Source organism: Jannaschia sp. R86511, from assembly GCF_042466345.1.
Lineage (GTDB): Bacteria > Actinomycetota > Actinomycetes > Actinomycetales > JBBAYJ01 > Aquipuribacter.
The window spans coordinates 2,000,545-2,025,345 of sequence record NZ_JAXHCD010000001.1; the positions used below are offsets into that span (position 1 = coordinate 2,000,545).

At 73.7% G+C, this 24,801-nt stretch carries 24 protein-coding genes and 2 pseudogenes; 17 read left to right on the forward strand and 9 right to left on the reverse strand.

Features of this window, described 5'->3' with window-relative positions:
- The first annotated feature begins 87 nt into the window (after positions 1 to 87).
- The 6 genes from SJY06_RS09465 (at position 88) to SJY06_RS09490 (ending at position 6,352) form a co-directional block, all read left to right on the forward strand.
- Complete coding sequence (locus SJY06_RS09465; RefSeq protein WP_380166913.1) at positions 88 to 1,527, forward strand: Fis family transcriptional regulator; 1,440 nt, start codon at positions 88 to 90, stop codon at positions 1,525 to 1,527.
- 253 nt (positions 1,528 to 1,780) lie between these two features.
- Positions 1,781 to 3,046 (forward strand): hypothetical protein, encoded by a 1,266-nt coding sequence (locus SJY06_RS09470; RefSeq protein ID WP_380166915.1) that lies wholly within the window; start codon positions 1,781 to 1,783, stop codon positions 3,044 to 3,046.
- Between the two features lie 181 nt (positions 3,047 to 3,227).
- Positions 3,228 to 3,728, forward strand: coding sequence for a nucleoside deaminase (locus tag SJY06_RS09475; protein ID WP_380166917.1), 501 nt, complete (start codon positions 3,228 to 3,230; stop codon positions 3,726 to 3,728).
- Positions 3,721 to 5,019 (forward strand): cytosine permease, encoded by a 1,299-nt coding sequence (gene codB, locus SJY06_RS09480; RefSeq protein WP_380166919.1) that lies wholly within the window; start codon positions 3,721 to 3,723, stop codon positions 5,017 to 5,019. Before SJY06_RS09475 ends, codB begins: the two co-directional genes overlap by 8 nt.
- Before the next feature lie 157 nt (positions 5,020 to 5,176).
- Positions 5,177 to 5,611: a hypothetical protein gene (locus SJY06_RS09485; protein WP_380166921.1), complete on the forward strand. Its 435-nt coding sequence runs from the start codon at positions 5,177 to 5,179 to the stop codon at positions 5,609 to 5,611.
- 414 nt (positions 5,612 to 6,025) lie between these two features.
- On the forward strand, positions 6,026 to 6,352 hold the full coding sequence (locus tag SJY06_RS09490) for a putative quinol monooxygenase (RefSeq protein ID WP_380166923.1): 327 nt from the start codon (positions 6,026 to 6,028) through the stop codon (positions 6,350 to 6,352).
- Positions 6,353 to 6,363: 11 nt separating this feature from the next.
- Here SJY06_RS09490 and SJY06_RS09495 read toward each other — a convergent pair whose 3' ends face one another.
- Positions 6,364 to 7,629, reverse strand: coding sequence for an acyl-CoA dehydrogenase family protein (locus tag SJY06_RS09495; protein ID WP_380166925.1), 1,266 nt, complete (start codon positions 7,627 to 7,629; stop codon positions 6,364 to 6,366).
- A 100-nt stretch (positions 7,630 to 7,729) separates the two neighbouring features.
- Between SJY06_RS09495 and SJY06_RS09500 the strand changes: the two genes are divergently transcribed.
- On the forward strand, positions 7,730 to 8,209 hold the full coding sequence (locus SJY06_RS09500) for a hypothetical protein (protein ID WP_380166927.1): 480 nt from the start codon (positions 7,730 to 7,732) through the stop codon (positions 8,207 to 8,209).
- Positions 8,210 to 8,869: 660 nt separating this feature from the next.
- Here the strand turns inward: SJY06_RS09500 and SJY06_RS09505 are convergent.
- Positions 8,870 to 9,025 (reverse strand): hypothetical protein, encoded by a 156-nt coding sequence (locus SJY06_RS09505; RefSeq protein WP_380166929.1) that lies wholly within the window; start codon positions 9,023 to 9,025, stop codon positions 8,870 to 8,872.
- A gap of 98 nt (positions 9,026 to 9,123) precedes the next feature.
- Entirely contained in the window at positions 9,124 to 9,786 is a 663-nt protein-coding gene (locus SJY06_RS09510; RefSeq protein ID WP_380166931.1) for an HAD family hydrolase, read from the reverse strand.
- A 136-nt stretch (positions 9,787 to 9,922) separates the two neighbouring features.
- Here SJY06_RS09510 and SJY06_RS09515 point away from each other — a divergent pair, with 136 nt between their 5' ends.
- The 6 genes from SJY06_RS09515 (at position 9,923) to SJY06_RS09540 (ending at position 15,049) form a co-directional block, all read left to right on the forward strand.
- Entirely contained in the window at positions 9,923 to 12,058 is a 2,136-nt protein-coding gene (locus SJY06_RS09515; RefSeq protein ID WP_380166933.1) for a helicase-associated domain-containing protein, read from the forward strand.
- Positions 12,059 to 12,093: 35 nt separating this feature from the next.
- Positions 12,094 to 12,336 (forward strand): hypothetical protein, encoded by a 243-nt coding sequence (locus tag SJY06_RS09520; protein ID WP_380166935.1) that lies wholly within the window; start codon positions 12,094 to 12,096, stop codon positions 12,334 to 12,336.
- The gene (locus SJY06_RS09525) at positions 12,333 to 12,770 is read left to right on the forward strand and encodes a TA system VapC family ribonuclease toxin (protein WP_380166937.1); all 438 of its coding nucleotides are present in this window, start codon (positions 12,333 to 12,335) and stop codon (positions 12,768 to 12,770) included. Before SJY06_RS09520 ends, SJY06_RS09525 begins: the two co-directional genes overlap by 4 nt.
- Before the next feature lie 144 nt (positions 12,771 to 12,914).
- Entirely contained in the window at positions 12,915 to 13,622 is a 708-nt protein-coding gene (locus tag SJY06_RS09530; RefSeq protein WP_380166939.1) for a ThuA domain-containing protein, read from the forward strand.
- Positions 13,607 to 14,692 (forward strand): Gfo/Idh/MocA family protein, encoded by a 1,086-nt coding sequence (locus tag SJY06_RS09535; protein WP_380166941.1) that lies wholly within the window; start codon positions 13,607 to 13,609, stop codon positions 14,690 to 14,692. The genes SJY06_RS09530 and SJY06_RS09535 overlap by 16 nt, the downstream gene beginning before the upstream one ends.
- A gap of 123 nt (positions 14,693 to 14,815) precedes the next feature.
- Positions 14,816 to 15,049 (forward strand): hypothetical protein, encoded by a 234-nt coding sequence (locus SJY06_RS09540; RefSeq protein WP_380166943.1) that lies wholly within the window; start codon positions 14,816 to 14,818, stop codon positions 15,047 to 15,049.
- A gap of 27 nt (positions 15,050 to 15,076) precedes the next feature.
- On the opposite strand, the pseudogene SJY06_RS09545 reads toward SJY06_RS09540, so the two are convergent.
- From SJY06_RS09545 to SJY06_RS09555, 3 genes and pseudogenes are all read right to left on the reverse strand, one after another.
- Positions 15,077 to 15,469: pseudogene (locus tag SJY06_RS09545) on the reverse strand (zinc-binding dehydrogenase); the annotation flags it as partial.
- A gap of 262 nt (positions 15,470 to 15,731) precedes the next feature.
- Positions 15,732 to 16,097 (reverse strand): annotated as a pseudogene (locus SJY06_RS09550) (alcohol dehydrogenase catalytic domain-containing protein); the annotation flags it as partial.
- A gap of 89 nt (positions 16,098 to 16,186) precedes the next feature.
- Positions 16,187 to 17,542 carry a hypothetical protein gene (locus SJY06_RS09555; protein WP_380166945.1) on the reverse strand — a complete coding sequence of 452 codons (1,356 nt, stop codon included), beginning with the start codon at positions 17,540 to 17,542 and terminating at the stop codon, positions 16,187 to 16,189.
- Between the two features lie 196 nt (positions 17,543 to 17,738).
- Here SJY06_RS09555 and SJY06_RS09560 point away from each other — a divergent pair, with 196 nt between their 5' ends.
- The 4 genes from SJY06_RS09560 to SJY06_RS09575 all read left to right on the forward strand — a co-directional run bounded on the left by SJY06_RS09560 (position 17,739) and on the right by SJY06_RS09575 (position 21,706).
- Positions 17,739 to 18,179, forward strand: a complete 441-nt coding sequence (locus SJY06_RS09560) for a hypothetical protein (protein ID WP_380166947.1) — start codon at positions 17,739 to 17,741, stop codon at positions 18,177 to 18,179.
- On the forward strand, positions 18,176 to 20,218 hold the full coding sequence (locus SJY06_RS09565; RefSeq protein ID WP_380166949.1) for a matrixin family metalloprotease: 2,043 nt from the start codon (positions 18,176 to 18,178) through the stop codon (positions 20,216 to 20,218). Before SJY06_RS09560 ends, SJY06_RS09565 begins: the two co-directional genes overlap by 4 nt.
- 175 nt (positions 20,219 to 20,393) lie before the next feature.
- Positions 20,394 to 21,185, forward strand: coding sequence for a nucleoside/nucleotide kinase family protein (locus SJY06_RS09570; protein WP_380166951.1), 792 nt, complete (start codon positions 20,394 to 20,396; stop codon positions 21,183 to 21,185).
- Between the two features lie 179 nt (positions 21,186 to 21,364).
- A complete protein-coding gene (locus SJY06_RS09575; protein WP_380166953.1) occupies positions 21,365 to 21,706 on the forward strand; it encodes a hypothetical protein in 342 nt (113 codons plus the stop codon).
- 111 nt (positions 21,707 to 21,817) lie between these two features.
- Here the strand turns inward: SJY06_RS09575 and SJY06_RS09580 are convergent, their stop codons facing one another.
- From SJY06_RS09580 to SJY06_RS09590, 3 genes are all read right to left on the reverse strand, one after another.
- The gene (locus SJY06_RS09580; protein ID WP_380166955.1) at positions 21,818 to 22,720 is read right to left on the reverse strand and encodes an NAD-dependent epimerase/dehydratase family protein; all 903 of its coding nucleotides are present in this window, start codon (positions 22,718 to 22,720) and stop codon (positions 21,818 to 21,820) included.
- Positions 22,721 to 22,959: 239 nt separating this feature from the next.
- Positions 22,960 to 24,447, reverse strand: a complete 1,488-nt coding sequence (cls, locus tag SJY06_RS09585; RefSeq protein WP_380166957.1) for a cardiolipin synthase — start codon at positions 24,445 to 24,447, stop codon at positions 22,960 to 22,962.
- 60 nt (positions 24,448 to 24,507) lie between these two features.
- Positions 24,508 to 24,684, reverse strand: a complete 177-nt coding sequence (locus SJY06_RS09590) for a hypothetical protein (protein ID WP_380166959.1) — start codon at positions 24,682 to 24,684, stop codon at positions 24,508 to 24,510.
- Positions 24,685 to 24,801: the final 117 nt, after the last annotated feature.

Consider the following 24,801-nt stretch of genomic DNA (forward strand, 5'->3'; position numbering starts at 1 on the left):
TGTCGTATCCCGCTTCAAGTCGTCGTGGGTCGCATGGTCATGGCACCGGCCGCGACCCTCGCGGCGACCAACGCCCAGGAGGTTCACATGCACCAGACCCTTCGCGCCCGTCTCGACGCCGAGAGCTCAACGCTCGTCATCGACAACCTCGCGATCAACGACGCGGGAGTCGTCGCGGAGGCCAGGCGGTGGTCCTCCGGTTCGCGGGGTGACGTCGTCGCCCTCGAGGCGATCACCGAGGCCGACCTCGCTCCGTTCGTCCGTCAGGCTCTCGGCGTGGGCGCCGCTGCGATCGCTGTCGCCGGCAACGCCCAGGACACCTTCGACCTCGAGCGGCTCGTCACCGAGGTGGGGACCCGCACCAGCAACGCCAGCAGCGAGGCTGCAGCGCTGACCGCCAAGGCTGTCGTCGACGCGAGCAGAACGATGACCGCGGCCTCGGAGCTCGCCCGCAAGTCGATCGCTGACGCCGACGTCGAGACCCGGCGCAGCTTCCAGGAGACCGTGACCACCGCACAGTCCACCCTGCGGGGAGAGCTCGAGCGGTTGTTCGGTGGGGAGAATCCCGAGCTTGTCGCGCGGCTGCAGCCCCTGCTCGCCACCTTCGCGACCGATCTCGACGCCAAGGTCTCCCTCCAGACCGGTGAGCTGCTCGCGAAGGCCGCCCGGCAGTTCGACCCCAGCGATCCCACCTCGCCCATGGCCAAGCACAGCGCAGCACTCACCCTGCAGCAGCAGTCCCTGGCCCAGTCGCTCGAGAAGCACCACGAGGCGCTGGCCGGCAAGGTCGACGAGCTCGCCACGGCGGTAAAGGTCCAGACTGCTGCCCGTCACGCGACGTCGAAGACCGCCAGCGTCACCCCGTTGAAGGGCGCGAGCTACGCGGACGACGTTCATGCCGTTATGGCCACGATCGCGGCGGGCCTCGGCGACGAGTACACCGACACCGGCGCGATCGCAGGGAACATCTTCCGGAGTAAGAAGGGGGATGGACTGCTCACCGTCGGCGACGCCGGCGCCCGCGTGGTGCTGGAGATGAGCGACTCCCAGCGCCCCAACTGGAACGGCTACCTCGACGAGGCGGAGCGCAACCGCGCCGCGGGCGCCTCGCTGGGCCTGGTACCGACGGCTGAGCAGAACGCCGGCCAGAGCATCCGGGTGCTCAGCGCCCGTCGGATCGTGATGGCTTTCGACCCGGTCTCCGGCGACCCCGACCTGCTCCGTACGGTCGTGATGCTGCTGCGCACTGCCAGCGTCACCGCTGCCGCGCGCAGCGGAGCCAACGAGATCGCCACCGCGGAGGAGAAGCTCACGGAGGCCCTCGAGCTGCTCAGCAGGATCGACGACATCCAGAAGACCGCGACCGCGATCCACAAGAGCGCGACGAAGATCAACCTGGAGTGCGATTCGTTCGCGACCAACATCCAGCGGCTGCTCAACCAGGCGCTGGCGGCCCTTGCCGGTGCTGAGTCTGAGGATGTGGGCAGCATCGGCCCTGCGGCTCAGCTCGCCAGCGGTGCCGCCTGAGACGCGAGCGGTCGTCGACAGCTTCAAGAAGGTCAAGTGGATACGCGGAGGCTGGGGACTGCTGCCAGGGGCTTGCAGCCTCGGGATCGGTGACCACCCCAGGGCAGCCAGGGCCAAGACGGGCCGGCTGTCCCGCCAGCCCACAGGACCACCGCGGAGTCCGTCCGTACGGACTGCGGTTCTGTTCGAGGGCCGGGCAGACTGCACACGACGTGCGGGGCGAGCGCCTCGTCATGGGGCGAGGGGAAGAACAATGAGTGACGAGATCCACCTGATCAACGACGGTGACGGGGTCGCCGTGATCGGGGACGCGGCAGCGGTCGAGCTGTTCCTGGCGTCGGAGGGACTCCCGTCGAAGCCGCTGGGCAAGACCCGCTTCTCGTCGGTCCTCGCGCTCAGCGCCGGGACGGCCCAGACCGTGTCCACCCTCGCTGAGCAGTCCGGCCGCTGGGTCAAGCTGACCGAGAAGTCTGCCGCCGCCATGAAGCAGTCCACCGCCTCGATGATGAAGGGCTCGGAGGTCGGAGTCAGTCGTGCCGTTCTCACGAAGAACGGCAAGATTTCCGGTCTCCTCGAGATCGTCAACCCCAGCAGCGCCGCCACCATCTTGACCAACCCGGCGATGCTCGCCGGCGCCGCCGGGATCATGGCCCAGCTCGCGATGCAGCAGACCATGGACGAGATCACGGACTACCTCGCCGTGATCGACGCCAAGGTCGACGACGTCCTGCGCGCCCAGAAGGACTCCGTCCTGAGCGACATGATCGGAGTCGAGCTGCTCGTCGACGAGGCCATGGCCGTCCGGGAGGAGACGGGTCGGGTGTCCGAGGTCACGTGGTCGAAGGTGCAGGGGACGGCCCTCACCATCGCTCGGACGCAGGCCTACGCGCTCCGCCAGATCGAGGACCTGGCCGAGAAGCTGGAACGTGAGGAGAGGATGGGCGAGCTCGCCCAGGCCTCCAAGGAGGCCGAGCCGAAGGTGAGGGACTGGCTCGCCGTCCTCGCCCGCTGCTTTCACCTGCAGGACGCGTTCGCCGTGCTGGAGCTCGACCGGGTGCTCGACGCGTCCCCTGACGAGCTGGAGCAGCACCGCCGTGGCCTGCGGGCGGGGCGGGCGGCGCGACGCGAGAGCTTCGCGCGGGCCACGGCCGTCCTGCTGGAGCGTCTGGACAAGGCCTCGTCGCTGGCCAACAGCAAGGTGCTCCTCAACCCGTTCGACGCCCGGAACATCGTCAAGGCGTGCAACCAGGTGGGCTCGTCGGTCGAGGACTTCCGCGATCTACTCGGTCTGGACCGGGGACGCCAGCAGGTGGACGCTCGCCGGTGGCGGGACGCCGCGGTCGACGTCCGCGACCGGGTGCTGGAGACCGGTGCGGACGGTGTCGACAACGCCCGCAGGTTCGGTGTCGGTACGTTCGGTCGAGCGCGCGCCGCTTCGGAGAAGGTGACGGGCGGGATCATGGAAGCAGCCGCTCGGCGTCGCAAGAGTGAGCCCGAGAGGGACGCAGAGGGGGACTGAGGCCACGGCGAAGAACGCGCGCCGAGGCGGCCGGGCGTCGACTGGACCGTCTCTGTGTCATCCAGGCGTCGGATCGTCCGGGGCAGGACCCGACGACACGGTGAAACGTGTCTGTTTCGCGCACGTGACGTTCTCGGACAGCCGGGCGACCGAACCCTCGCCCGGTGGCACGATGCCGCGCATGCCGAGCACACCATCTATCGAGGGCTCCGAGAGCGGCGTGGCAACGCGCGACCCGGACCAGTACCGCGCCTGGCTCGACATCGCCCTCGCCGAAGCCGTCGCCGGTCGGGACGAGGGCGGCATCCCGATCGGCGCCGCGCTGATCGGCAGCGACGGCGAAGTCCTCGGGCGGGGTCACAACCGGCGGGTCCAGCACGACGACCCGTCGGTCCACGGCGAGACGGACGCGTTCCGCAACGCCGGTCGGCAGCGGACGTACCGCGGAACCACCATGGTGACCACGCTGTCGCCGTGCTGGTACTGCTCCGGGCTGGTGCGCCAGTTCGGCATCTCGCGTCTCGTGGTCGGGGAGGCGAGCACCTTCTCAGGCGGCCACGACTGGCTGCGCGAGCACGGGGTCGAGGTCCACATCCTCGACGACCCGCGCTGCGTCGACCTCATGACCGACTTCATCTCGACCAACCCGGCGCTCTGGAACGAGGACATCGGCGATGACTGAGACCACCAGCACCGCGAGCCCGACGGCCAAGGTCGACCCCGACTACCCCCTGCAGATCGTGCCCGCCCACGCCCGCAAGTCGGTGCTCTCGCTCGGGGTGGTGCTGCTCGGCTTCACCTTCTTCACCCCCACCATGCTGGCGGGAGCGGGGATCGCACCGGCGTTCGACTTCGCCGACTTCGTGCTGGTCGCCCTGCTCGGGTCGCTCGTCCTGGGGGTCTACGTCTCGGCGCTGGGTGCGATCGGGGCCAGGACAGGACTGACCACGGTGGTGATGAGCCGCTACGCGTTCGGCTCCGGCGGCTCGAAGCTGGTGTCGCTGCTGCTCGGCGGGACCCAGATCGGCTGGTACGGCGTCACGGTGGCGACCCTGGCGCTGCTGACCCAGCAGGCGACCGGGTGGGACGGCCGGCTCACGCTGTGGGTGCTGATCGTCGTGGGCGGCGCCGTGATGGGCGCGACGGCCTACGTCGGCTACCGGGGGATGGAGCTGCTCTCGGCGGTGTCCGTGCCGATGCTGCTGATCCTGGCGGGGTGGGTGACCTGGCGGTCGCTGACCGAGATCGGTGAGGCCGGCGGTCTGGGCGCGGTCGTCGGCACCGGGGAGATGACCGTCGCGGTGGCGGTCACCGCCATCGTCGGCACGTTCGCCTCCGGCGGCACGCAGGCCCCCAACTGGACCCGCTTCGCCCGCACCCCTCGACAGGGGCTCGCCGCGTCGGCGGTCGCGTTCTTCCTCGGCGAGCTGCTCATGATCTTCTTCGGCGGGATCGGCGCGCTCGCGTTCGGCATCGGCGACTTCGTCGAGGTGCTGTTCGCCCTGAACCTGATCGGCTGGGGGCTGGTGTTCCTGGTCCTGAACCTGTGGACCACCAACGACAACACCGCCTACAACTTCGGGGTCGCCGGCGCCGAGCTGTTCAACGCCAACACCAAGAAGCCGTTCGTGATCGGCGGGGTGGTCATCGGCACGCTGATGGCGATCCCGATCTACGACAACCTGATCGGCTACCTGTCGTGGCTGGGCATCCTGATCCCCGCCATCGGCGGGGTCATCATCGGCGACTTCCTGGCCCACTGGCGCCAAGGGATGCCCGAGCCGCTCGAGCACGAGTTCCCGGTGGTCAGGTGGGAGAACATCGCCGTCTACGCCGTGGCGACCCTGGCCGCGTACCTGAGCAGCCGCTACGGCTGGTTCATCCCCCCGGTCACCGGCATCGTGCTGGCCGTGGTCGGCTCGTACGCGGTCGGCACGCTGGTGCGGGAGAAGGTCAGCACGACGGCGACGTGATGGCTTGTCGCCGTCCATGGCCCCGGGGCAAGTCCCGGGGCGGTGGGAAAGCGTGGCCGGGCGGCCGGACATCCATGGCCTGGACGTCGCGTTGTGTCGCCGGTACGCGCCACTCTGGCTGGATGAGGAACCATCACGCAGCGGACACTTCCGTCGCATGAACACCCCGGTGGTCTTGGGCGTGGTGACAGCTGTCGCGACGACGGGGCCGGTGACGCCGCTGTGGCGCGAGTTCGTGCTGTCGCCGGGGCTGGGCGGGCTGGCTGCCCTCCTCGCCGCCGTGATCGCAGGAGGTGCGGCCGTGTCCGTCGCCCGTCGGGACCGGTGGCAGCGAGAACGCTCCGACCGCAAGCAGCAGTGGTGGACGAGAGCGCACTGGGCGCTGGACGCGACGACCAGTGACCGCTCGGACGTCCGGCTGGCCGGCTACCGGATGCTCGAAGCGCTGGGGGAGAGCGAATGGGCCGGGGAGCACGAGGCTGATGTGATCGCTGCGGCGACCGAGCGTTCCCTCTCGGCACCCTCGCCCCCCGCCGGAAGAAGGCGCATACTGAAGTTCGGTCGTTCGGAAGGGCGGGGCACTCGTGGGTGACATCTCACGCAAGGCTGAGGGCGGTGCTCGGCGAATCCGTCGGAGCGCGACCGTGCGGACGACCTCGACCGTCGAGCCCGTGAGCCAGCAGGAGAGGGTGGCGGCGGCGCGAGCGCGGGTCGTGGCCGACCGCAAGCGTGGGGTGCAGACCGAGGCATGGATCCAGCAGCTGGCGGCTCGTGGCGCCTGATCCGCCAAGCGTGACCTGACCGTCGCCGGCGTACTCGGGCCGCTGGTCCGGGTCGGCTCTGCCGCGTCGGCGGGCACCAAGTTCGCCATCTTGCCCACCGTGCCGGCGGTGGTCGTCCGGGCCATGCTGGGTCACCGGTCCGGGTCCCGGGCGGCTGGCTGCGCGCCGTCGTGACGCCCGCACCCGTCCCGCGACCGCCGTCACCCCCGCCCGAGGAGGCCCCGATGATCTTCATCACCGCCAAGTTCCCCGTGAAGCCCGAGCACGCCGACAACTGGCCTGAGCTCTCCCGCCCCTTCACCGAGGCGACCCGCGCCGAGCCCGGCTGCCTGTGGTTCGAGTGGTCCCGCTCGCTCGACGACCCGACCGTGTACGTCCTCGTCGAGGCGTTCCGCGACGGCGACGCGGGCGGTGCGCACGTGAAGTCCGAGCACTTCGCCACGGCCACCGCCGAGCTGCCGGCCTACCTGGCGCGGACGCCGGACATCGTCAGCCAGAGCGTCGAGGCGGACGGCTGGTCGGAGCTGGGGGAGATGCGCGTCGAGGGCTGACGGCCGACGCCCTACGCGAAGGCCGAGATCCCCGTGATGTCGCGTCCGACGATCAGCGCCTGGACCGTCTCGGTGCCCTCGTAGGTGTGGATGGCCTCGATGTCAGCGAAGTGCCGGACGACGCGATGACGCAGCAGGATGCCGTTGCCACCCAGCAGGTCGCGGGCCTCGGAGGCGATCTCGCGGGCGGTGCGGGTGGCGGTGTACTTGGCCAGCGAGGCCTGGGCACCGCGGATGGCGTCGTCCTCGGCGAGCCGGGTCAGCGACATCAACAGGGTCTGCAGCGACGTGAGCTGGCTGAGCATCCGGGCCAGGCGCTCCTGCACCACCTGGGCGGCGGCCAGCGGGCGGCCGAACTGCACCCGCTGCCGGGTGTAGTGCACCGCTGACTCGTAGCAGGCGGTGGCGTGCCCGAGGGCCGACCACGCGACGCCGAGGCGCGTGGCCGCCAGCACGCGCGCCGCGTCCGCGAAGCTCTCGCCGCCCGGGAGCATGGCGTCCGCGTCCAGCCGGACCCCGTCGAGGCGGACGTGCGCCTGCCAGATCGCCCGCAGCGCGACCTTGCCCTCGATGGTGCGCCCGTCGTATCCGGGCGCCTGCTGCGGGACGAGGAAGCCGTGGACCTTCTCGTCGTCGCCGCGGCCCCACACCACCGTCACCCCGCCGACCGAGCCGTTGCCGATCCACTTCTTCTGCCCGTCCAGCACGTAGCCGCCGTCGACCGTCCTCGCCCGGGTCTCCAGGCTCACCGAGTCCGACCCGTGCGTGGGCTCGGTCAGCGCGAACGCCCCGAGCTCGGTGGCCGAGGCGAGCGGCTCGAGCCAGCGCTCGCGCTGGGCGTCGGAGCCCAGCATCGCCACTGACCGCAGCGCCAGACCGCCCTGCACCCCCACCATCGTGGCCACCGAGCCGTCGCCCCGGCTCAGCTCGTGCTGCACCACGCACGCGGCCAGCAGGCTCATCGGCGGCCGGCCGGGCACGTCGACCCCGTCGCGGACCAGGTCCAGCTCGCCGAGGCGGCGCAGCAGGTGCACGGGGTACTCGGCGCGGTCCCAGAAGCCGTCGATGACCGGCAGCACCTCGTCCTGCACGAACGCGCGCGCCCGGTCGCGGTAGGCCACGTCGGCGGCGGGCAGGTCGCGGAAGACGCCAGCCATGTCCGGGTCCAGCGGCTCCGTCAGGTCGTACTCGGGCTCCTCGACCCCCACCTCGGTGTGCGCGCGGGCCGGCGGGGCCGCGGGCGCGTTCGGGGCGGCGGGGGCGTCCGTGGTCGACATACCGCATCCTCGCGTGTGGCTCCGGGGTGCGCCCGGCGGGGGCAAGTCCACCGGCGCGGGATCGGCGGCCCCCGGGGAGCCGTCGTCACGGTCCTCGCGCGTGACAAGATCCCGGATGGCCACCTCGCTGTCGTCCCGCGTCCTGCCCGCCCTGGTGACCGGCGCCGCCACCGCGGCCTACTACGCCACCCCCGACGTCATCGCCTCGCGCGCGGCGCGGGGCTGGGCCAAGGCGGGTCTGACGGCCGTGATCGCCGCGACGTCCCTGCCGGAGTACCGCGCCGGCCTGGAGGACATGCGCCGTGCGCGCCGCGACGTCGTGGAGGCCGCCGCCGACGCGGACCCGATGCCGGTGCGCGCGAAGGTCGTCGCGGGCGCAGTCGCTGCCGTCGCCGTGGTCGGTGGGGTGGCGGGGGTGGTCGCCGCCGAGCGGTGGGTCTTCCGCCGTGGGCAGGCGCGCGCGGCCGCCGGGGCGAGCTGGCCCCACACCCTGCCGGGTCTGGTCCTGGGTGCCGTCGCCGCCGGCCTCGCCCTGGTCCCCGTGGGCGACCCGGCCGAGAAGTCGAGCACCGACCGCTGAGCCGCTCAGGTCCTCGGCCGTCGCCCCAGCGCCTCTCGCAGGCGACCCGCCACCCCGCCAGCTCGTCACCCACCGCGTCGATCGTCAGCAGGGTCCCGTCGGCCAACGCCTCGGCCCTCACGAGCTCGGGCAGGTCCGCGATCGGCTCGAGGTGGGGGACGTACGTGAGGCGACCGACCGTGTCGGCCCCCCGGGCGCCCTGGCTGAACCTGAGGTCGATGGGGCCGGCCCAGGCGTGGTCGGGTCGCCAGACGTCGACCATGACGCGCAGCAGGTCGGCGGCCGGGTCCCCGGCGCCCGGGAGGAGGGCGACCTCGGCCGACACGACGTCGCCCAGGCGCGGGTTGGCGGTCCCGACCCGTAGGTAGCAGGTCAGGTGGCCGTCGCCCTCGACGCCGTTCCAGACGTGGAAGCTCGAACCCGTGCCGGGCATGGGCCGACCGAAGTCGTCCTCGTCGCGCTGCTCGACTAGCAGCGCGGCCACGGCCTCCTCGTCCAGGTCGAGCGGCACGAGCCGCGCGGGGCGCTCCTCCGTCACGAGGTGGAGGGGGCGCCAGCCGGGCAGGTCCTGCAGTGCGCGCAGGAACCGGGAGGTGCGGGCGGCATCGGCAGGGCGTGGGCCCCACGTGGCCATCACCGAGTCCGGTTCGGGGGTCGCCGTCATGGTGCTGCTCCCATCGGGACGTGAATTATCGTGATGCCGTCGATCTCCGCGCGGGCCAGGATCCGCCGCATCACGGCCGCGGCGCCCGGCTCGGCCACGGTCCAGACCACGGGAGCGTCGCCCGCGGCGTCCAGCTGGCGACGGCGGGACACGCCCCAGCAGCGGTCCCACGCGGTCGACGGCCACGGGTCGCACCTGCTCCGCGTGGGCCTTGGAGTGCACGTGCAGACCGGTCTGCTCGGTCACCGCCTCAGCGGCTCGCGCGCGCCAGCGGGGTCCCGTCCAGGGCCTGCCGGAACGCCACGAGGGAGTCGAAGACCTGCAGCACGCCGGCCTCGTGCAGCTCGCCCACCGAGAAGCCGCCGGTCCGCACCCCCAGGGTGGGCATCTGGAGCCGGGCGGCGGCCTGCGCGTCGAAGATCGAGTCGCCCACCATCACGCCGCTGGCCCCGTCCACCGCGGCCAGGGCGGTGGACAGCAGGTCGGGCTGCGGCTTGCTGACCTCGACGTCGTCGGAGGTGGTCCAGCCGTCGGCCAACGACTTGCCGTCGAACAGGTCGAGGAACGTCTCGACGTGCTGGGCCTTGCCCGAGCTGGCCAGCACCAGGCGGAAGCCGCGCTCCTTGACCTCGGCCAGCAGCTCGTGGGCGCCCTCGAACGGCTGGACCTCGCCGATCAGCCGGTCGAACTCCTCCGACCACGTCGCGCGCAGGTCGTCGCCGTGCGCCTGCTCGACCTCGCGGCCGGCGATCTCGGGCACGAACCGGTCCCCGCCCATGCCGATGCCGCGGTGGATGCGCCACATCGGCAGGGTGATGCCGTAGCGACCGAAGGCCCGGGACCAGGCCAGGGCGTGGTGGTAGTTGGTGTCGACGAGGGTGCCGTCGACGTCGAAGATCGCGGTGTCGGCCATGGTCGAGGGGTACCCGGCCGGCCCGCGGGGCATGCGGGGCGCTCCCGCCGAGCCTGCCCGTCCACCTCCGCTCGGCGCCGTCCACAGGCCCGGTGCCGGTGGTTCCCGACCCGGCCCACCCGGCATGCTCGTCCCCGTGGCCGTCACCGCCGAGGACCTGCGCCAGCTGGACCCCCAGGCCCTCGCCGGGCTGCTCGCGCTCCGCCGGGACGTGCTGGGTCCCACCGACCCGCGCTCGCTCGACGAGGTCGCCGCCCGGCTCAGCCACCACGCCTCGCTGGAACGAGCGGTGCGGACCCTGGACACCCCGACCCTGCAGGTCGCACGCGCCCTGGTGCTCATCGGGTGCCACGACGACCCGACGACGTTGCCGCGGTTCCTGCGCCTGACCAGCGCCGCGGAGCTCGAGGCCCTCGAGGCGTGCCTGCAGCTGCTGGACCACCTGCTGCTGCGCGAGGACTGCGGCTGCCTCGCCGACGGCCTCGCCGAGCGGTGGACCCCGTACGGCCTCGGCCCTCCCGTGCTGCAGGTGCTCGGCTGGCGCACCAACGACCGGCTGCGCGCGGCGCTCGACGCCTGGGGTGAGCTGACCGACGGCGACAAGGTCGCCCTGGTCGAGCGCCTGGCGGCCGTCCTGACCGACGGTGAACGGCTGCACCGGGCGCTGGTCGACGCGCCGATGGCGGACCGGCGGCTGCTCGCGGACGCGGTGGCCGGGGACGGGACGGTCGCCCTGGACTGGTCCACCTACGGCGTCCGACGGGGCCCGGGCGAGTGGCTGGTGCAGCGCGGGTTGACCGACGCCGACCGTCTCGGCCCCGACCAGCTGCCGGCCGAGGTGACGATCGCCCTGCGCGGCGACCTGTGGCGGCCTCCCTTCGACTGGCAGGAACCCCCGCTGCCCACCACCGCCCTGGCCCGCGAGCAGGTCGACCGGGACGCCGCCGCGGCCGCGATCCGGTCGCTGCGGCTGATCACCGACCTGGTCCGCGAGGCCGGCCGCGCCCCGCTGCGGCTCAACCGCGACGGCACCCTGGGCAAGCGGGAACGGGCGCGCCTGGCCGGCCTGCTGCGCGCCGAGCCCGCTCACGTCACCTTCGCCGTCGCGCTGGCCTTCGCCGCGGGGTTCGTCGCTCACCTGGACGAGCGGCTGTCACCCACCGCCCAGGCGTCCCGGTGGGCCGGGCTGCCGCCCGCGCAGCGCCACGCCGAGGTCGTCCTCACCTGGCTCGGCCTGCAGCAGGAGGTGCTCGCCGACCCCGGGACCACGTGGTGGCCCGCGTCGCACCTGACGTTCAGCGGCAGCAAGCACGTGCTGCTGCGGGTGCTGGCCGCAGAGCCGGACCGGGCCGCCGTCGACCCGGGCGACCTCGTGCGGCTGTGCGCCTGGGTGGCCCCCGTGAGGCTGGGAGGCGGCGACGGCGGCGACCTGGTGGCCGGGGCGCTGGAGGAGGCCACCGTGCTCGGGGTCACCGGGGCCGGGACGCTGTCCAGCCTGGGCCACGCCCTGCTGGGCGGGACCGACGACGCCGTCGTCGTCCTCGGGCGGTGGTTGGGCTCGGCCGCGGGGACCGCGCGGCTCCAGGCGGACCTGACCGCCGTGGTCCTGGGTGATCCGTCGGAGCGGCTGGCCCGGGTGCTCGACCTGATGGCCGTCCGGGAGTCCAGCGACCAGGCCACCACCTGGCGGTTCGACGCGCGGTCGGTGGCCACGGCCCTGGACGCCGGGCACGGGGTCGACGGGCTGCTGGGGGCGTTGGCGTCCGTCGCGGAGGGCGAGGTGCCGCAGCCGCTGCAGTACCTGCTGCGGGACACGGCCCGGCGTCACGGGGTGCTGCGCCTGGGGGAGGCGGCCTGCTACCTGCGCTCCGAGGACCACGCCCTGCTGGCCGAGGTCGCCGCGGACTCCCGGCTGCGCGCGCTGGGGCTGCGGCTGCTCGCCGCCGGCGTGGTCGTGTCGGACGTCCCGGCCGTCCGCACGCTGGAACGGCTGCGCGCGGCCGGCTACCTGCCGTTGCACGAGGACGCCGGTGGGGCCCCGGTGCTCGTCGACGCGGGCGCACCGCTGGCGGAGGTGTCGGACCACGTCAGCGAGACCTCGCTGCGGCTGCAGCCGCCCGGCGCCGCGCCGTCCCCGTACGACGACGCGGTGAGGCTGCTGGCGCTTCCTGACCGGGCCCCCTCGCCCCTGGTCGAGATCGGCGACAGCGTCATCGACAGCGGGTCCGTGCGCGAGCTGTTCGACGGGCGGCAGCGCGAGCTCGGTCCTTGAGTCGTCGGTAGGATCGATGTCATAGCATCAGATGCGTGCGCACCACGCTGACCATCGACGACGACGTCCTCGCTGCGGCCCGGGAACGCGCCCGGCGGACCGGTCGTTCGCTGGGGGCCGTCATCAGCGACCTGGCGCGGCAGTCCCTCACCAGCCCGGCCATCCCCCAGGGGGAACCGACGGCGGTGCCGTCGGGCCCGTTCCGTCCGTTCCCCGCCCGGGGCCGGGTGGTGAGCAACGAGCTGATCGACGCGCTGCGGGAGCAGGAGGGCGTGTGAGAGCGCTGCTCGACGTCAACGTGCTCCTGGCGCTGTTCGACCGGGATCACGTCGACCACCGCACCGCGCAGGCGTTCGTCGTCTCCGGGCTCGGCGACGGCTGGGCCTCGTGCCCCATCACGCAGAACGGGTTCGTCCGCGTCATCAGCCAGCCCCGGTACCCGAGCCCGGTCACGACCGCGGACGCCCTGCTGCGGCTCGCGGAGGCCACGGCCGACGAGTCGCACGCCTTCTGGCCGGACGACGAGAGCCTCACCGATCCCCGGGTGCTGGCTCCGGCGGCGCTGCTCGGCCCCCGGCAGGTCACCGACGCCTACCTCCTCGCGCTCGCGGTCCGCCACGGCGGTCGCCTCGTCACCTTCGACTCCACGATCCCGCTCGGGGCCGTCGTCGGCGCCCGACCGCACCATGTCGAGGTCCTGTCCGGTCCGTGAGGGGGACCGGGTCGACGAGCGGGTGCGTCCCGGCACCAGGTGTGTCCTTGCGCCGCCCCCAGGTGCAGGCCCGCCCGCCGCTGCGATAGAAAACGATGTCGAAGCTCGCACCCGACACCCACCTCGCCGACGGAAGGCACCCCCGTGACACAGAAGAGAGCCCTCGTCGTGCGCGGCGGCTGGGACGGCCACCAGCCGGTCGAGGCCACCGACCGGTTCATCCCGTACCTGGAGTCCCACGGCTACGAGGTCCGGGTCGAGGACTCCACCCGTGTGTACGCCGAGGCGGACTACCTGGCCGGCGTCGACCTGGTCCTGCAGTGCGTGACCATGACGACGATCGAGGCCGACGAGGTGGCCGGCCTGCGCGCGGCCGTCGAGGCCGGGACCGGCCTGGCGGGCTGGCACGGCGGGATCGTCGACTCCTTCCGCAGCAACGCCGAGTACCTGCAGCTGGTCGGCGGGCAGTTCGCCGGGCACCCCGGCAAGCACCCCGACGAGTGCACCGGCGAGCAGTCGGACAACTACGTGCCCCACCGCATCACCATGACCCCCGCCGCCGCGCAGCACCCGATCACGGCCGGGCTCGACGACTTCGACCTGGTCACCGAGCAGTACTGGGTGCTGGCCGACGGCCTGGTCGACGGCCTGGTCGACGTGCTGGCCACCACCACGCAGGCGGTGCGCGAGTGGGACCCGTGGCACCGCCCGGTCACCTCGCCGGCGGTGTGGACGCGGTCCTGGGGGCAGGGGCGGGTGTTCGTCTGCACGCCCGGGCACCGGGTCGAGGTCCTCGACGACCCCAACGTGCGCACCCTGGTCGAGAGGGGCCTGCTGTGGGCCAGCCGCTGAGGGTCGGCGTCGTCGGCTGCGGCAACATCCTCGCCCAGTACCTCGACACGTTCTCGCGGCTGGACGGCGTCCGTCTCGTGGCCGCCGCCGACCTCGACCCCGCCCGCGCGCAGGCCGTCGCTGCCGCGCAGGCCGGGGTGCGGGCGCTGACGGTCGACGAGCTGCTCGCCGCCGACGACGTCGACGTCGTCCTCAACCTGACCGTGCCCGCCGCCCACGCCGAGGTGGCGCTGCGGGCGGTGGCCGCCGGCAAGCACGTCTACGGCGAGAAGCCGCTGGCCGCCACTACCGAGCAGGCCGCGCAGGTGCTCGAGGCGGCGCGCGCGGCCGACGTGCTCGTGGCGTGCGCCCCGGACACCGTGCTTGGCACCGGGGTGCAGACCGCACGCAAGGCCATCGACGACGGCATGATCGGTGCCCCGATCTCGGCCACCGCGACCATGCTCACCCCCGGTCACGAGCGCTGGCACCCGAACCCGGACTTCTACTACGTGCCCGGCGGCGGCCCCCTGTACGACATGGGGCCGTACTACGTGACGACGCTGGTCACGCTGCTCGGCCCGGTCGACTCGGTGGTCGGCGCCGGCAGCCGGACCCGGGACGTGCGCATCATCGGCTCCGGGCCGCGGGCGGGGGAGCAGGTGCCCGTCAGCACCGACACGCACGTCACCGCGGTGCTGGTCCACGCCTCGGGTGCGCTGTCGACCCTGGTGATGAGCTTCGACGCGGTCGCGACCCGGTCGTCGAACATCGAGGTGCACGGCGAGCTCGGCAGCCTCGTGGTGCCGGACCCCAACTACTTCGCCGGCGACGTCGAGGTCTGCACCCTGGACCAGCGCGACGACGGGTGGCGGGCGCTGCCCGTCAGCGCCGGGTACGTCGACGCCGGCCGGGGCATCGGGCTCGCCGACCTGGCGGGCACGCCCGCGGGCCGGCGGCACCGGGCCGACGGCGACCTGGCCTTCCACGTGCTCGACGTCATGGAGTCGGTCATCGCCTCGACCGCGAGCGGCGCCGCCGTGACGGTCCGCAGCACGGTCGAGCGGCCCGAGGCAGTGCCGCTGACCTGACGCGCGCCGGCCTGACGCGCGCCGGCCTGACGCGCGCCGGCCTGACGCGCGCCGGCCTGACGCGCGCACGGGCCACCCGTGCACGAACGGGCGACCGCGGCGACGCTGTGACACGGTCGGTCGATGGAGCCGAGCCCCGCCACCGTCACCCGTCCAAGCCGCCGGCGCGCGCCGGTCCGACCCGCCGCGACCGTGGCCGCGGTGCTCGGCACCGCGCTTCTGCTGGGCGCGTGCAGTGGCGACGAGGTCGACCCGACCGACGCCGAGACCGGCCCGCCGGTGGTGGAGTCGGTCCCGCCGGACCCGGCCGCCTCGCCCGCCGACAGCGAGGACCCGCTCACCGGCTCCGAGCCCTGAGTCCTGAGGCCTGAACCGACGGTCGCGTCAGACCGTCAGGACCAGCCGCCCCCGCGCCTGCCCGGCCTGCAGCCGCTGCAGCGCCGGGACCACCTCGGCCAGCGGGTAGGTCCGGTCGACCAGGGGTCGTAGTCGACCGTCGGCGACCAGGCCCGCCAGCCGCGTCAGCCGCTCGGCCCGCGGCGTCGACCGGCGTGGGCGGGGCAGCTGTGGATCCACCAGCGACGCCGCCGTCATGGCCAGCACCGGCCCGATGCTGCCGGTGATCCGGTTCATGCCTTGGCCGTAGTGGTCGTGCCCGACCCGCACGTAGCCCCCGTCCGGCTGCACCACCCGCCGCCAGTCGCGGAACGGCCGGGTGCTGGCCACGTCGATCACGAGGTCGTGGCGCACGGGGCGGCGAGTGACGTCCTCGCGGCGGTAGTCGCAGAACGTCCGTCGCGCCGGCCGCGCGGACCAGGTCCAGCCGGTCGCCCGCGTCGACGCCGGTCACCCGGGACGCGCCGAGCGCCACCGCCAGCTGCACGACGTAGCCGCCCAGCGCCCCGGCCGCCCCGTTGACCAGCACGCTGCGCCCGGCCGTGAACCGGCCCTGGTCGACCAGCACCTCCAGGGCCAGCAGGGCGGGCGTGCCGAGCGCGGCGGCGTCGACGTCGGCCAGGTCGTCCCCGGTCGGCACCAGCCCGTCCTGCGGGGCGGTCGCCAGCTCGGCCCAGGCGCCGCCGTTGCGCCACTGGATGCCGCGCACGGTCTCGCCCCACACCCGCTGCCCGGGCCGGAACCGCGTCACCGCCGACCCGACCGCCGCCACGGTGCCGGCGACGTCAGTGCCGGGCACCCGCTCCCTCGGTGCGCGGACGCCGTTGCCCATCAGGCGCAGCGCGTAGGGCAGCCCCGTGATCGTGTGCCAGGCGTCGACGTGCACCGAGCTCGCCGCGACCCGGAGGAGCACCTCGTCCGCTGCCGGCTCCGGCGCCGGCACGTCACCCAGGCGCAGGTCCTCGACCGGGCCGTACCTGTCGTGCACGACGGCTCTCACGCAGGTCATCGTCGTGACGGCCGCCACGACCCGGCAAGGGGGCCAACCCCCGGCCCGGTGCGAACACCGGACCGGGGGAGGCCCCGTCAGCCGTGGCGTCAGTCGCGCTCGTGGCTGAACAGCCAGTCGAGCATCACGGCGTTGGAGTACGTCGGGACCCACGCGAAGTGCGCGTTCACCGGCGTCGTCCCCGCGGTCCAGGTGGTGAACAGGTGCTCAGCCCCCGCGGCCTTGGCGGCGTCCCACTGCGCCCGGGCGCGGGCCTCGTTCTCGGCGTCCGGCAGGTTGCCGGCCCACTCGTCGAACACGACCGGGGTACCGAGCGCGGCGATGGTGCGGAACACCGCGACGTCGGAGTCGTCACGGTCGTAGCGGACGGTCTGGTCGTCCACGGAGTGCGTGGCCCAGATCGGGATGTCGGCGAGCACGGGCGCGGCGGACTGGTCGGCCAGGCCTGTCGTCGGCAGCGCGGCCGCGAACACGTCCGGGTAGCGGGGCAGGATGTCGAACGTCCCCATAGACCCCATCGACAGCCCCGTGATGTACACCCGGTCGGGGTCGACCGGCTGCGTGGCGATGGTCCGCTCGACGAGCTCCATCAGCGTCGACTGCACCTCGGGCACCTCCCACACCGACAGCCCCGCCGGCACCGGCTGCAGCGACGGGGGCGGGGCCTGCGGGGCGAGCACGATGCTGCGGTCGGTGGCCTGCCGCTCCGGCTCGGCGAACGCGACCGCGAGCTGGTTGCCCAGCAGCTGCACCGTGCCGTCGGTGCCGCGCTCACCGGCGCCGTGCAGGGCCACCACCAGCGGGAACAGCTCCTGCGGCCCGCGGGCCGGCGGCGGCGTGTACATCCCGTAGCGCAGCGTCGTGCCGGAGGTCCCGGTGGTGGAGCGGACCTGGAAGTCGTCGACGACGAGCCGGACGACGTCGTCGTTGGCCACCGGGTCGCCCGTGGCCGGCAGCACGACCCGACCGCGGTTGTCGGTCACGTCGTCGACCACGTCGACCAGGTACGCGCCCTCGAGGTCGTTGCGCCGGTTGACGCCGCCGCTGTAGGTGAGCACGCCCGGACCGGGGTCGGTGGCGGCCAGCTCGACGACCACGAACGTCCCGTTGCGGGCCTCGTCGCCGGGTTCGCCGCTGCGGCTGACGTACGCGTGGGTCTCGGTGCGCTCGGCGACGGTGCCGTTGAGGCTGACCCGGACGTCGAAGGATGCCGGGTCCAGGTCGGCCCCCCGCAGGTTGACCCGGCGGTCGTACTCCAGCACGACCGCGTTGACGACCGGGCCCTCGGGCAGCACCTCCACCACCGCGTCGACCCCGACCACGCGGGGGACCGGTGGCCCGGCCGCGGCCTGCGCCGAGCCGGTCGCGGCGACCATCACCCCCGCCATCACCCCCGCCGTCGTGGTGGCCGTCAGGACGCTCGCCCATCGCACCGTTCTCGTCATCGAGACTCCTCGTGCCGCGTGATCGGCCGCCGTGGCCGCGCCCCGCGATCCCACACCCCGTCGTGACTTGTGTCAACCGTTGAAGAAATAAACAGTCACATCAATCGGTCTCACTCGGGTCGGTCGGACCCGGGCGTATCAGTGCCGTCGTCGGGGTCCTCCTGCCTGCGACCTCGCCGTATGAGGAGGACCGCACATGTCGCGTCCGGGAACCGCAACGTCCGCGTCCGCCGCCCGCTGGCGCCGTCTGAGCTTCGCCGGGATCGACCTCGACGTCCCGGTGGACCTCGAGGCGACCGGTGAGCAGGGGGTCGACGGCGAGGTCCTGGTGGCCGAGGGAGCGGGCCTGCGCCTGACCCTGGACGCCAGCCCCTTCCGCGACCGCCTGACCTCCCACCGCACGGGTCCCGGCTCGAGCCGGTGGCCCCGGCCGAGCGACGGCACGAGCACCGGCACGAGCACCGGCACGAGCACCGACACCGAGGTCGTGGCCTTCGACGACGCCGACGGCACGGTCCTGGCCACGGCCGGGCCGGCCGCCGTCACCGCCACCGTCCACGTCCGCACCGACGCGGACCTCGACACCGCGCTCCGCATCATCCGCAGCATCACCCCACACCCAGGAGACACCCCATGACCGATGACGTCCGCGCCTTCCGCGAGCTCGAAGGCGTCCCCACCACCCAGCCCGGCGAGAGCAACCCCGGCTTCGAGGCGGTCCAGGGCTTCCTGGCCAGGTTCGGCTACCTGCGCCCGACCGAGGCCGCCGGCGCGTCCGGCGCCCTGGACACGTCCACCGAGCAGGCCCTGCGCCGGTTCCAGGAGTTCTACCGCCTGGAGCCCACCGGCGAGTTCGACGAGGCCACCCGCGAGGCCATGACCCAGCCGCGCTGCGCCATGGCCGACCCGCCCAGCGGCGGTATCGAGTTCGCCACCACCTGCGCCTGGACGGACCGCACCCTGACCTGGGCGTTCGACACCGGGACGAACGATATCGCCGGCAACGGCGAGCTCGACGCCGTGCGCCGGGCCTTCGCCAGCTGGCAGGCGCTCGGCGGGCTCATGTTCACCGAGGTGGCCGTCGGCGCCTCGCCGGACATCCGGGTGGGCTGGCGGCCCGCCAACGACCCGGACCACTCCATGGTCGGCGGCGTCCTGGCCCACGCGGACTTCCCGCCCGGCTGCAGCGTCGTCACCAACACCCTGCCCAAGCCGGTCCACTTCGACGACACCGAGCACACCTGGAGCGTCGGGGCGGTCGCGGGCGCGTTCGACAGGGAGACCGTGGCCCTGCACGAGCTCGGCCACATCGTCGGGCTCGCGCACTCCTCGGTCGCCGGGTCCGTCATGGCCCCGACCGTCAGCTCCAACTTCACCAAGGTCGCGCTCACCGCGGACGACATCGCGGGGTTCCGCGCCCTGTACCCGGCACCGCCGTCGGCCTGGTCGAGCTGGTCCTCGCTCGGCGGGGTCATCACCAGCGGCATCGCCGTCGGCGTCAACCGGGACGGGCGGATGGAGACGTTCGCGCGCGGCACCGACGGCGCCGTCTGGCACCGCTGGCAGACCGCCCCCAGCAACGGCTGGTCCGGCTGGGCCAGCCGGGGCGGCGTCATCACCTCCGAGATCGCCGTGGGCCGCAACCAGGACGGTCGGCTGGAGATCTTCGCCCGGGGCACGGACAACGCCCTCTGGCACCAGTGGCAGCAGAGCGGGGGCGGCTGGTCCGGCTGGAGCTCGCTCGGCGGCGTCATCACGGGACCGCCCGCGGTCTCGCGCAACGCCGACGGCCGGCTCGAGGTGTTCGCCCGGGGCACCGACGGCGCCGTCTGGCACCGCTGGCAGACCGCCCCCAACGGCACCTGGGCCGGCTGGTCGAGCCTGGGCGGGGTGATCACCTCGGAGATCACCCTGGGCACCAACGCCGACGGCCGGATGGAGGTCTTCGCGCGCGGCACGGACAACGCCGTCTGGCACAACTGGCAGGTGCGGCCCAACGGCACCTGGTCGGGCTGGTCGAGCCTGGGCGGGCGGATCACGTCCAACATCGCGGTCGGCGCCAACGCCGACGGCCGGATGGAGCTGTTCGTGCGGGGCACGGACAACGCGCTGTGGCACCGCTGGCAGACCGCCCCGAGCAGCGGCTGGTCGGCGGGCTGGTCGTCGCTCGGCGGGGTCATCACCACCGACCCGGCCGTCGGTCGCAACCGCAGCGGCCGGATGGAGGTGTTCGCCCGCGGCACCGACAACGCGCTGTGGCACCGCTGGCAGACCGCGCCGAACTCCGGGTGGGCCGGCTGGTCCTCGCGCGGCGGCGTCATCACCACGCGTCCGGCCGTGTCGGCCAACGCGGACGGCCGGATCGAGGTGTTCGCGCGCGGCACCGACAACGCGCTGTGGCACCAGTGGCAGAACCAGCCGTTCCTCACCGCCGACGAGGCGGGCACCGACCTGGGCGCCGACCTCGACGTCGACGACGGCGCCGAGATGCCGGTGGGCGCCATGGTCGTCGACGCCACCGTCCGGGTCATCGACCTGGACGCCATGCCCGGCGACGTCATGCCCGAGCCCGGCGAGGCCGACGTGACCGCGGACATGCCCGTCGGGTCGATGGCGCAGGTGCCGGGGCAGGCGGGCGCGCCGCGCGCCGAGTCCGAGCAGCCGGTCCGGGCCTGACCGGCCGGGGTCCGCGGGCACCCGCCCGCGGACCCCTCGCGGGCCCCGGCACTGTCGTTGCAGCTGTCGGACGGCTGTCGGACGGCTGTCGCGCGGCTGCCTCGCGGCTGCCTCGCGGCTGTCTCGCAACTGTCGCGCGGCTGTCCGTGGGCTGTCGGGTGGCACGCTGGCCCGCGTGCACGCCGACGGGAACCACCAGGAGACCTCGAAAGGGCCCGGGCCGTTGCCTGACGAGCTCGACGACCTGGCCCGCCGCGCCCTGTCGCTCGTGCCGGCGGGCGGCCGGGCCCTGGTGGGCATCACGGGCAGCCCCGGCGCGGGCAAGACCACGCTGGCCGCGGCGCTGGCCAGCCGCGCGGACCAGCTGGCGCGGGCAGACGAGCCGGCGCGGGCGGACCAGCCGGCGCGTGAGGGCGAGCCCGCGGGGTCGGACGGCCCCGGCGCCGCCCCCGACGACCCGCTGGCCGTGCACGTGCCGATGGACGGGTTCCACCTGGCCAACGCCACCCTGGACCGGCTCGGGCTGCGGCAGCGCAAGGGCGCCGTGGAGACGTTCGACGGCTGGGGGTTCGTCGCCCTGCTGCGACGGCTGCTCGTCGAGACCGAGCACACCGTGTACGCGCCGGGCTTCGACCGGGCGGTCGACGAGGGCGTGACCGGGGCCGTCGCGGTCCCCGCCTCGGCCCGCCTGGTCGTCGTCGAGGGCAACTACCTGCTGGTCGACGCGCAGCCGTGGGCGCAGGTGCGTGACGTGCTGGCCGAGACCTGGTTCTGCGAGACGCCCGAGGCGGTCCGAATGGACCGGCTCGTCACCCGCCACCAGGCGGGCGGGCGCACGCCGGACGCGGCCCTGGCCTGGGCCGAGACCGTGGACGGTGGCAACGCCGCGCTCATCGAGACCACCCGCGCCCGGGCGGACCTGATCATCAGCGGGACGGCGCCGCATATGACGCGGTCGACGCCCTGACGCTGCGCCCTCGACGCCCTGACGCTGCTCGGTCGACGCCCTGACGCTGTGCGGTCGAGGCCCTCTGGATGACGGCTGACGCGTGCCTCGCGGGTTGGGCACCATCGCGGCATGGCCTTCACCGACCTCCCACCCGAGGCCCCGACCGCCCGCTGACCGGTGCGACGTTCGTCGCCGACATGCTCGACCTCGTCGTCCCCGAGGCCGACCGCCGCAGCGGCGCCCTGGCGGTCCTGATCTGCGACGAGCAGGACCGGCTCCTCACCCCCGTCGTCGTGGGCGAGATGCCCGAGGAGCTGTCCGACGACGAGCGGGAGCAGTGCCTGCGGACCGTCCTGGCCGCGACCGACGGCCGCGGCTCCGCGTTGGTCGCCGTGGCCCGCGCCGACGGGCTGAGCGTGCGTGAGGCCGACCGGGCCTGGGCCCGGGCCGCCGTCCGGGCCTGTGCGGACGGGCCGCGGCTGCTGGGGGTGCACGTCATCACGTCCGAAGGCTCGCGCGAGGTCCCGGCCGCTCCCTGAGCCGCTACCCGTTCTCCTGACCGGCTCCTGCCGGGCCGCGGCGCGGGGCCGCTGTCTGCCGGACAGCCCCTGGTCAGCCGGGCGCATCGGTGGTCAGCCGGGCACCCGTGGTCAGCCGGACAGCCCCGTGCGCAGCTCGGCCATCGCGGCCGCCAGGTTCACGCGCGGGGTCCAGCCCCATCGTCGCGCCCGGTCCGCCACGAGCCGTCCGGTCCACACCGGCTCGTCGGTCCACTCCGGCTCGACGCCCAGGGCCTCGCAGACCGTGCCGTGGTAGTCGCGCCAGGTGGCGTGCTCACCCGCGACCACCACCGCGGTGGTGCCGCCCGCCGTCGGTCCGTCCTCGGGGTCGTCCGCGTCGGCCACCGCTCCCGTCGCGAGGTCGGCGATGAGGCTCGCGAGGTCGTCGACGTGCACCCACGCGAACGCCTTGGCCGGGTTCGCCCCGCGCTCGCCGTCGCGCACCTCAGCCGGTCGCAGCGTGTTCCACACCGATGACTCCCCGGCTCCCAGGATGGCCGGCGGGCGCACGAGCAGCGTGGTCAGCCCGTCGACCTCGGCCAGGGCGCGGTCGGTGTCCAGCTTGGTGACGGGGTAGTCGCCCCCGTCCGCGCCCACCACGGCGCTGTCCTCGCGGACGTCGCCGACGCCGGGGGAGCGGTCGTAGACCCCGGCCGTGGACACGTGCACCAGGCGGGGCACGCCCGCGTCCCGGGCCGCCCGCGCCAGCACCGGGGTGCCCTGCACGGCCACCTCGTGCTGCACCTGCCGGTCGGAGCCCATCGGGTGCACGGTCGTGACCACCGCGCTCGCCCCGGCGACCACGTCCCGGGCCAGGTCCGGGTCGGCGAAGTCACCCACGTGCTCGTGGACACCGGCCAGGTCCGGCGCGGTGCCGGCCCGGCGGACGACGGCCCGGACCTGCGCACCGCGCTCGACCAGGGCGGTGCACACCCGGGCGCCGACCAGGCCGTTGGCACCGGTCACGACCACGACGGGGGAGGAGTCAGCCATGCCTCCACCCTGCCAGCGGCGCCGGAAGGCAACCACTGCGATGGGCATACCCCGGGAGTACCCCCTGCGCGCACCCTTTCGTTTGGCGGCGCTCGCACGCCTCCGTCCGACCGCGCTCGCGCCGCCCCGACCGTGCCGGCGCCGCCTCGACCGTGCCGGCGCCGCCTCGACCGTGCCGGCGCCGCCCCGACCGTGCCGGCGCCGCCCCGACCGTGCCGGCGCCGCCCCGACCGGTCCGGCTACTGCACCGCCGACGTCAGCCGCAGCAGGTTGTCCAGCACCCGGTGCCGGCGCGGCCGGTACTGCCACTCCGCCAGCGTCAGCTCCCGGCTCAGGGCCCGGTAGTCGTCCTCGACCCGGCGCAGCGCGTCGACGAACGAGCGGCCCTGGATCAGCAGCGACGACTCCAGGTCGAGCTCGAAGGACCGGATGTCGAGGTTGCTCGACCCGACCACCGCGACCTCGTCGTCGATGCTGACGTGCTTGGAGTGCAGCACGAACGGCTCCGGGTACAGGTGGATGCGCACGCCGGAGCGCAGCAGCACCTCGAAGTACGACCGCTGCGCGTGGTGGACCATGAACTGGTCGGCCTTCTCGGGCACGAACAGCTCGACGTCCAGACCGCGCAGGCCCATCGCGACGATGGCGTTGAGCAGCGACTCGTCCGGAACGAAGTACGGGCTGGTGATGCTGACCCGGCTGCGCGCGGCGTAGAACAACGCGTTGAACATCAGCAGGTTGTTGTCGGTCTCGAAGCCGGGCCCGCTCGGCAGCACCTGGATCGCCAGCTCGCCCTCGTCGGCCACGCCGTCCCGGTCGACGGGGCGCACGGGCGAACGCACGGGCAGCAGCTCGTCGCTCTCGCTGAACCAGTCGGTGACGAACACGGCGTCCAGCTCCTGCACCACCGGACCGCGCAGCCGCACCATCAGGTCCTGCCACTGCAGGCCCTTGCGGATGTTCTTCGGCTTGTCGTAGGACCGGTCGATCATGTTCATCGACCCGGCCCAGCCGACGAGCCCGTCGACCACGACCAGCTTGCGGTGGTTGCGCAGGTCGGGGCGCTGGTAGCGGCCCTTGAGGGGCTGCACCGGGAGCATGAGCCGGTAGGGGATGCCCGCGGCCTCGAGCCGGGCGAGCGTGGCCTTGTAGCCGGGGTAGCCCGCCGAGCCGATGTGGTCCAGCAGCACCCGCACCTCGGCGCCGTTGGCCAGGGCCTGCTCCAGCGCGGTGAAGAACGGCTCCGTCGCCGCGTCCAGCGACAGGATGTAGAACTCGACGTGCACCAACCGGGTGGCGCCGGCGATGTCGGCCGCCATCGCGGCGATCCCGCCGTCGTAGTCGACGTGGATCACGGCGTCGTTGCCGCGCAGCAGGGGCAGGTGCCCGACGTTCTGGTTCTGCCGGGCGACGCCCTCCAGCCACGCCGGACCCGGCGCCACCTCGTGGGCGAGGCCCTCGGCCACGGCCCGGTCGGCGAGCCGGCGGTCCATCTCCTTCTGCCGGGCCCGCCGCGACGCCGGCAGCCGGGGGCTGCCGATCAGGACGAAGGCGAGCAGGCCGAGCACCGGCACCAGGTAGATCAGCAGGATCCACGCCAGGGCCGAGGTGGGGCGCCGGTCCTTGGGCACGACGACGACGGCGGTCCAGGTGGCCACCAGCAGCAGCGCGATGAGCAGGACCAGCGACACGACGTTCGCGACCTGGTCGGTCGCCACGGGGCTCACCCGCTGACGGTAGAGCCCGTCAGGGTCCCGACGACAGGGCCGACGGCCCCGGCCGCGGGCTCAGGCGGGGACGAGGTGGGGCAGCACCAGGTCGCGTCCCAGGGTGGCCGGGGCGGCGACCCAGGAGCCGCAGACCTCGCAGTGGCGCAGGGCGCCGCCGCTGCGGGGGTCGTCGGTCGGCTCGTGGCCGCAGGCGGTGCAGTGGTAGTGCGTCGGGGTGGTGGCTGCTCCGGTCATGGCTGTCGTTCCTCGCCCGTCGGTCCGCTGCTCGGGCCGTCCTGTCCAGCATCGGTCGGCGAGGGCCGGTCTTGAGGCAGGCGCGCCTCGTCCTTTCGGTGGAACACTCGCGCGCGA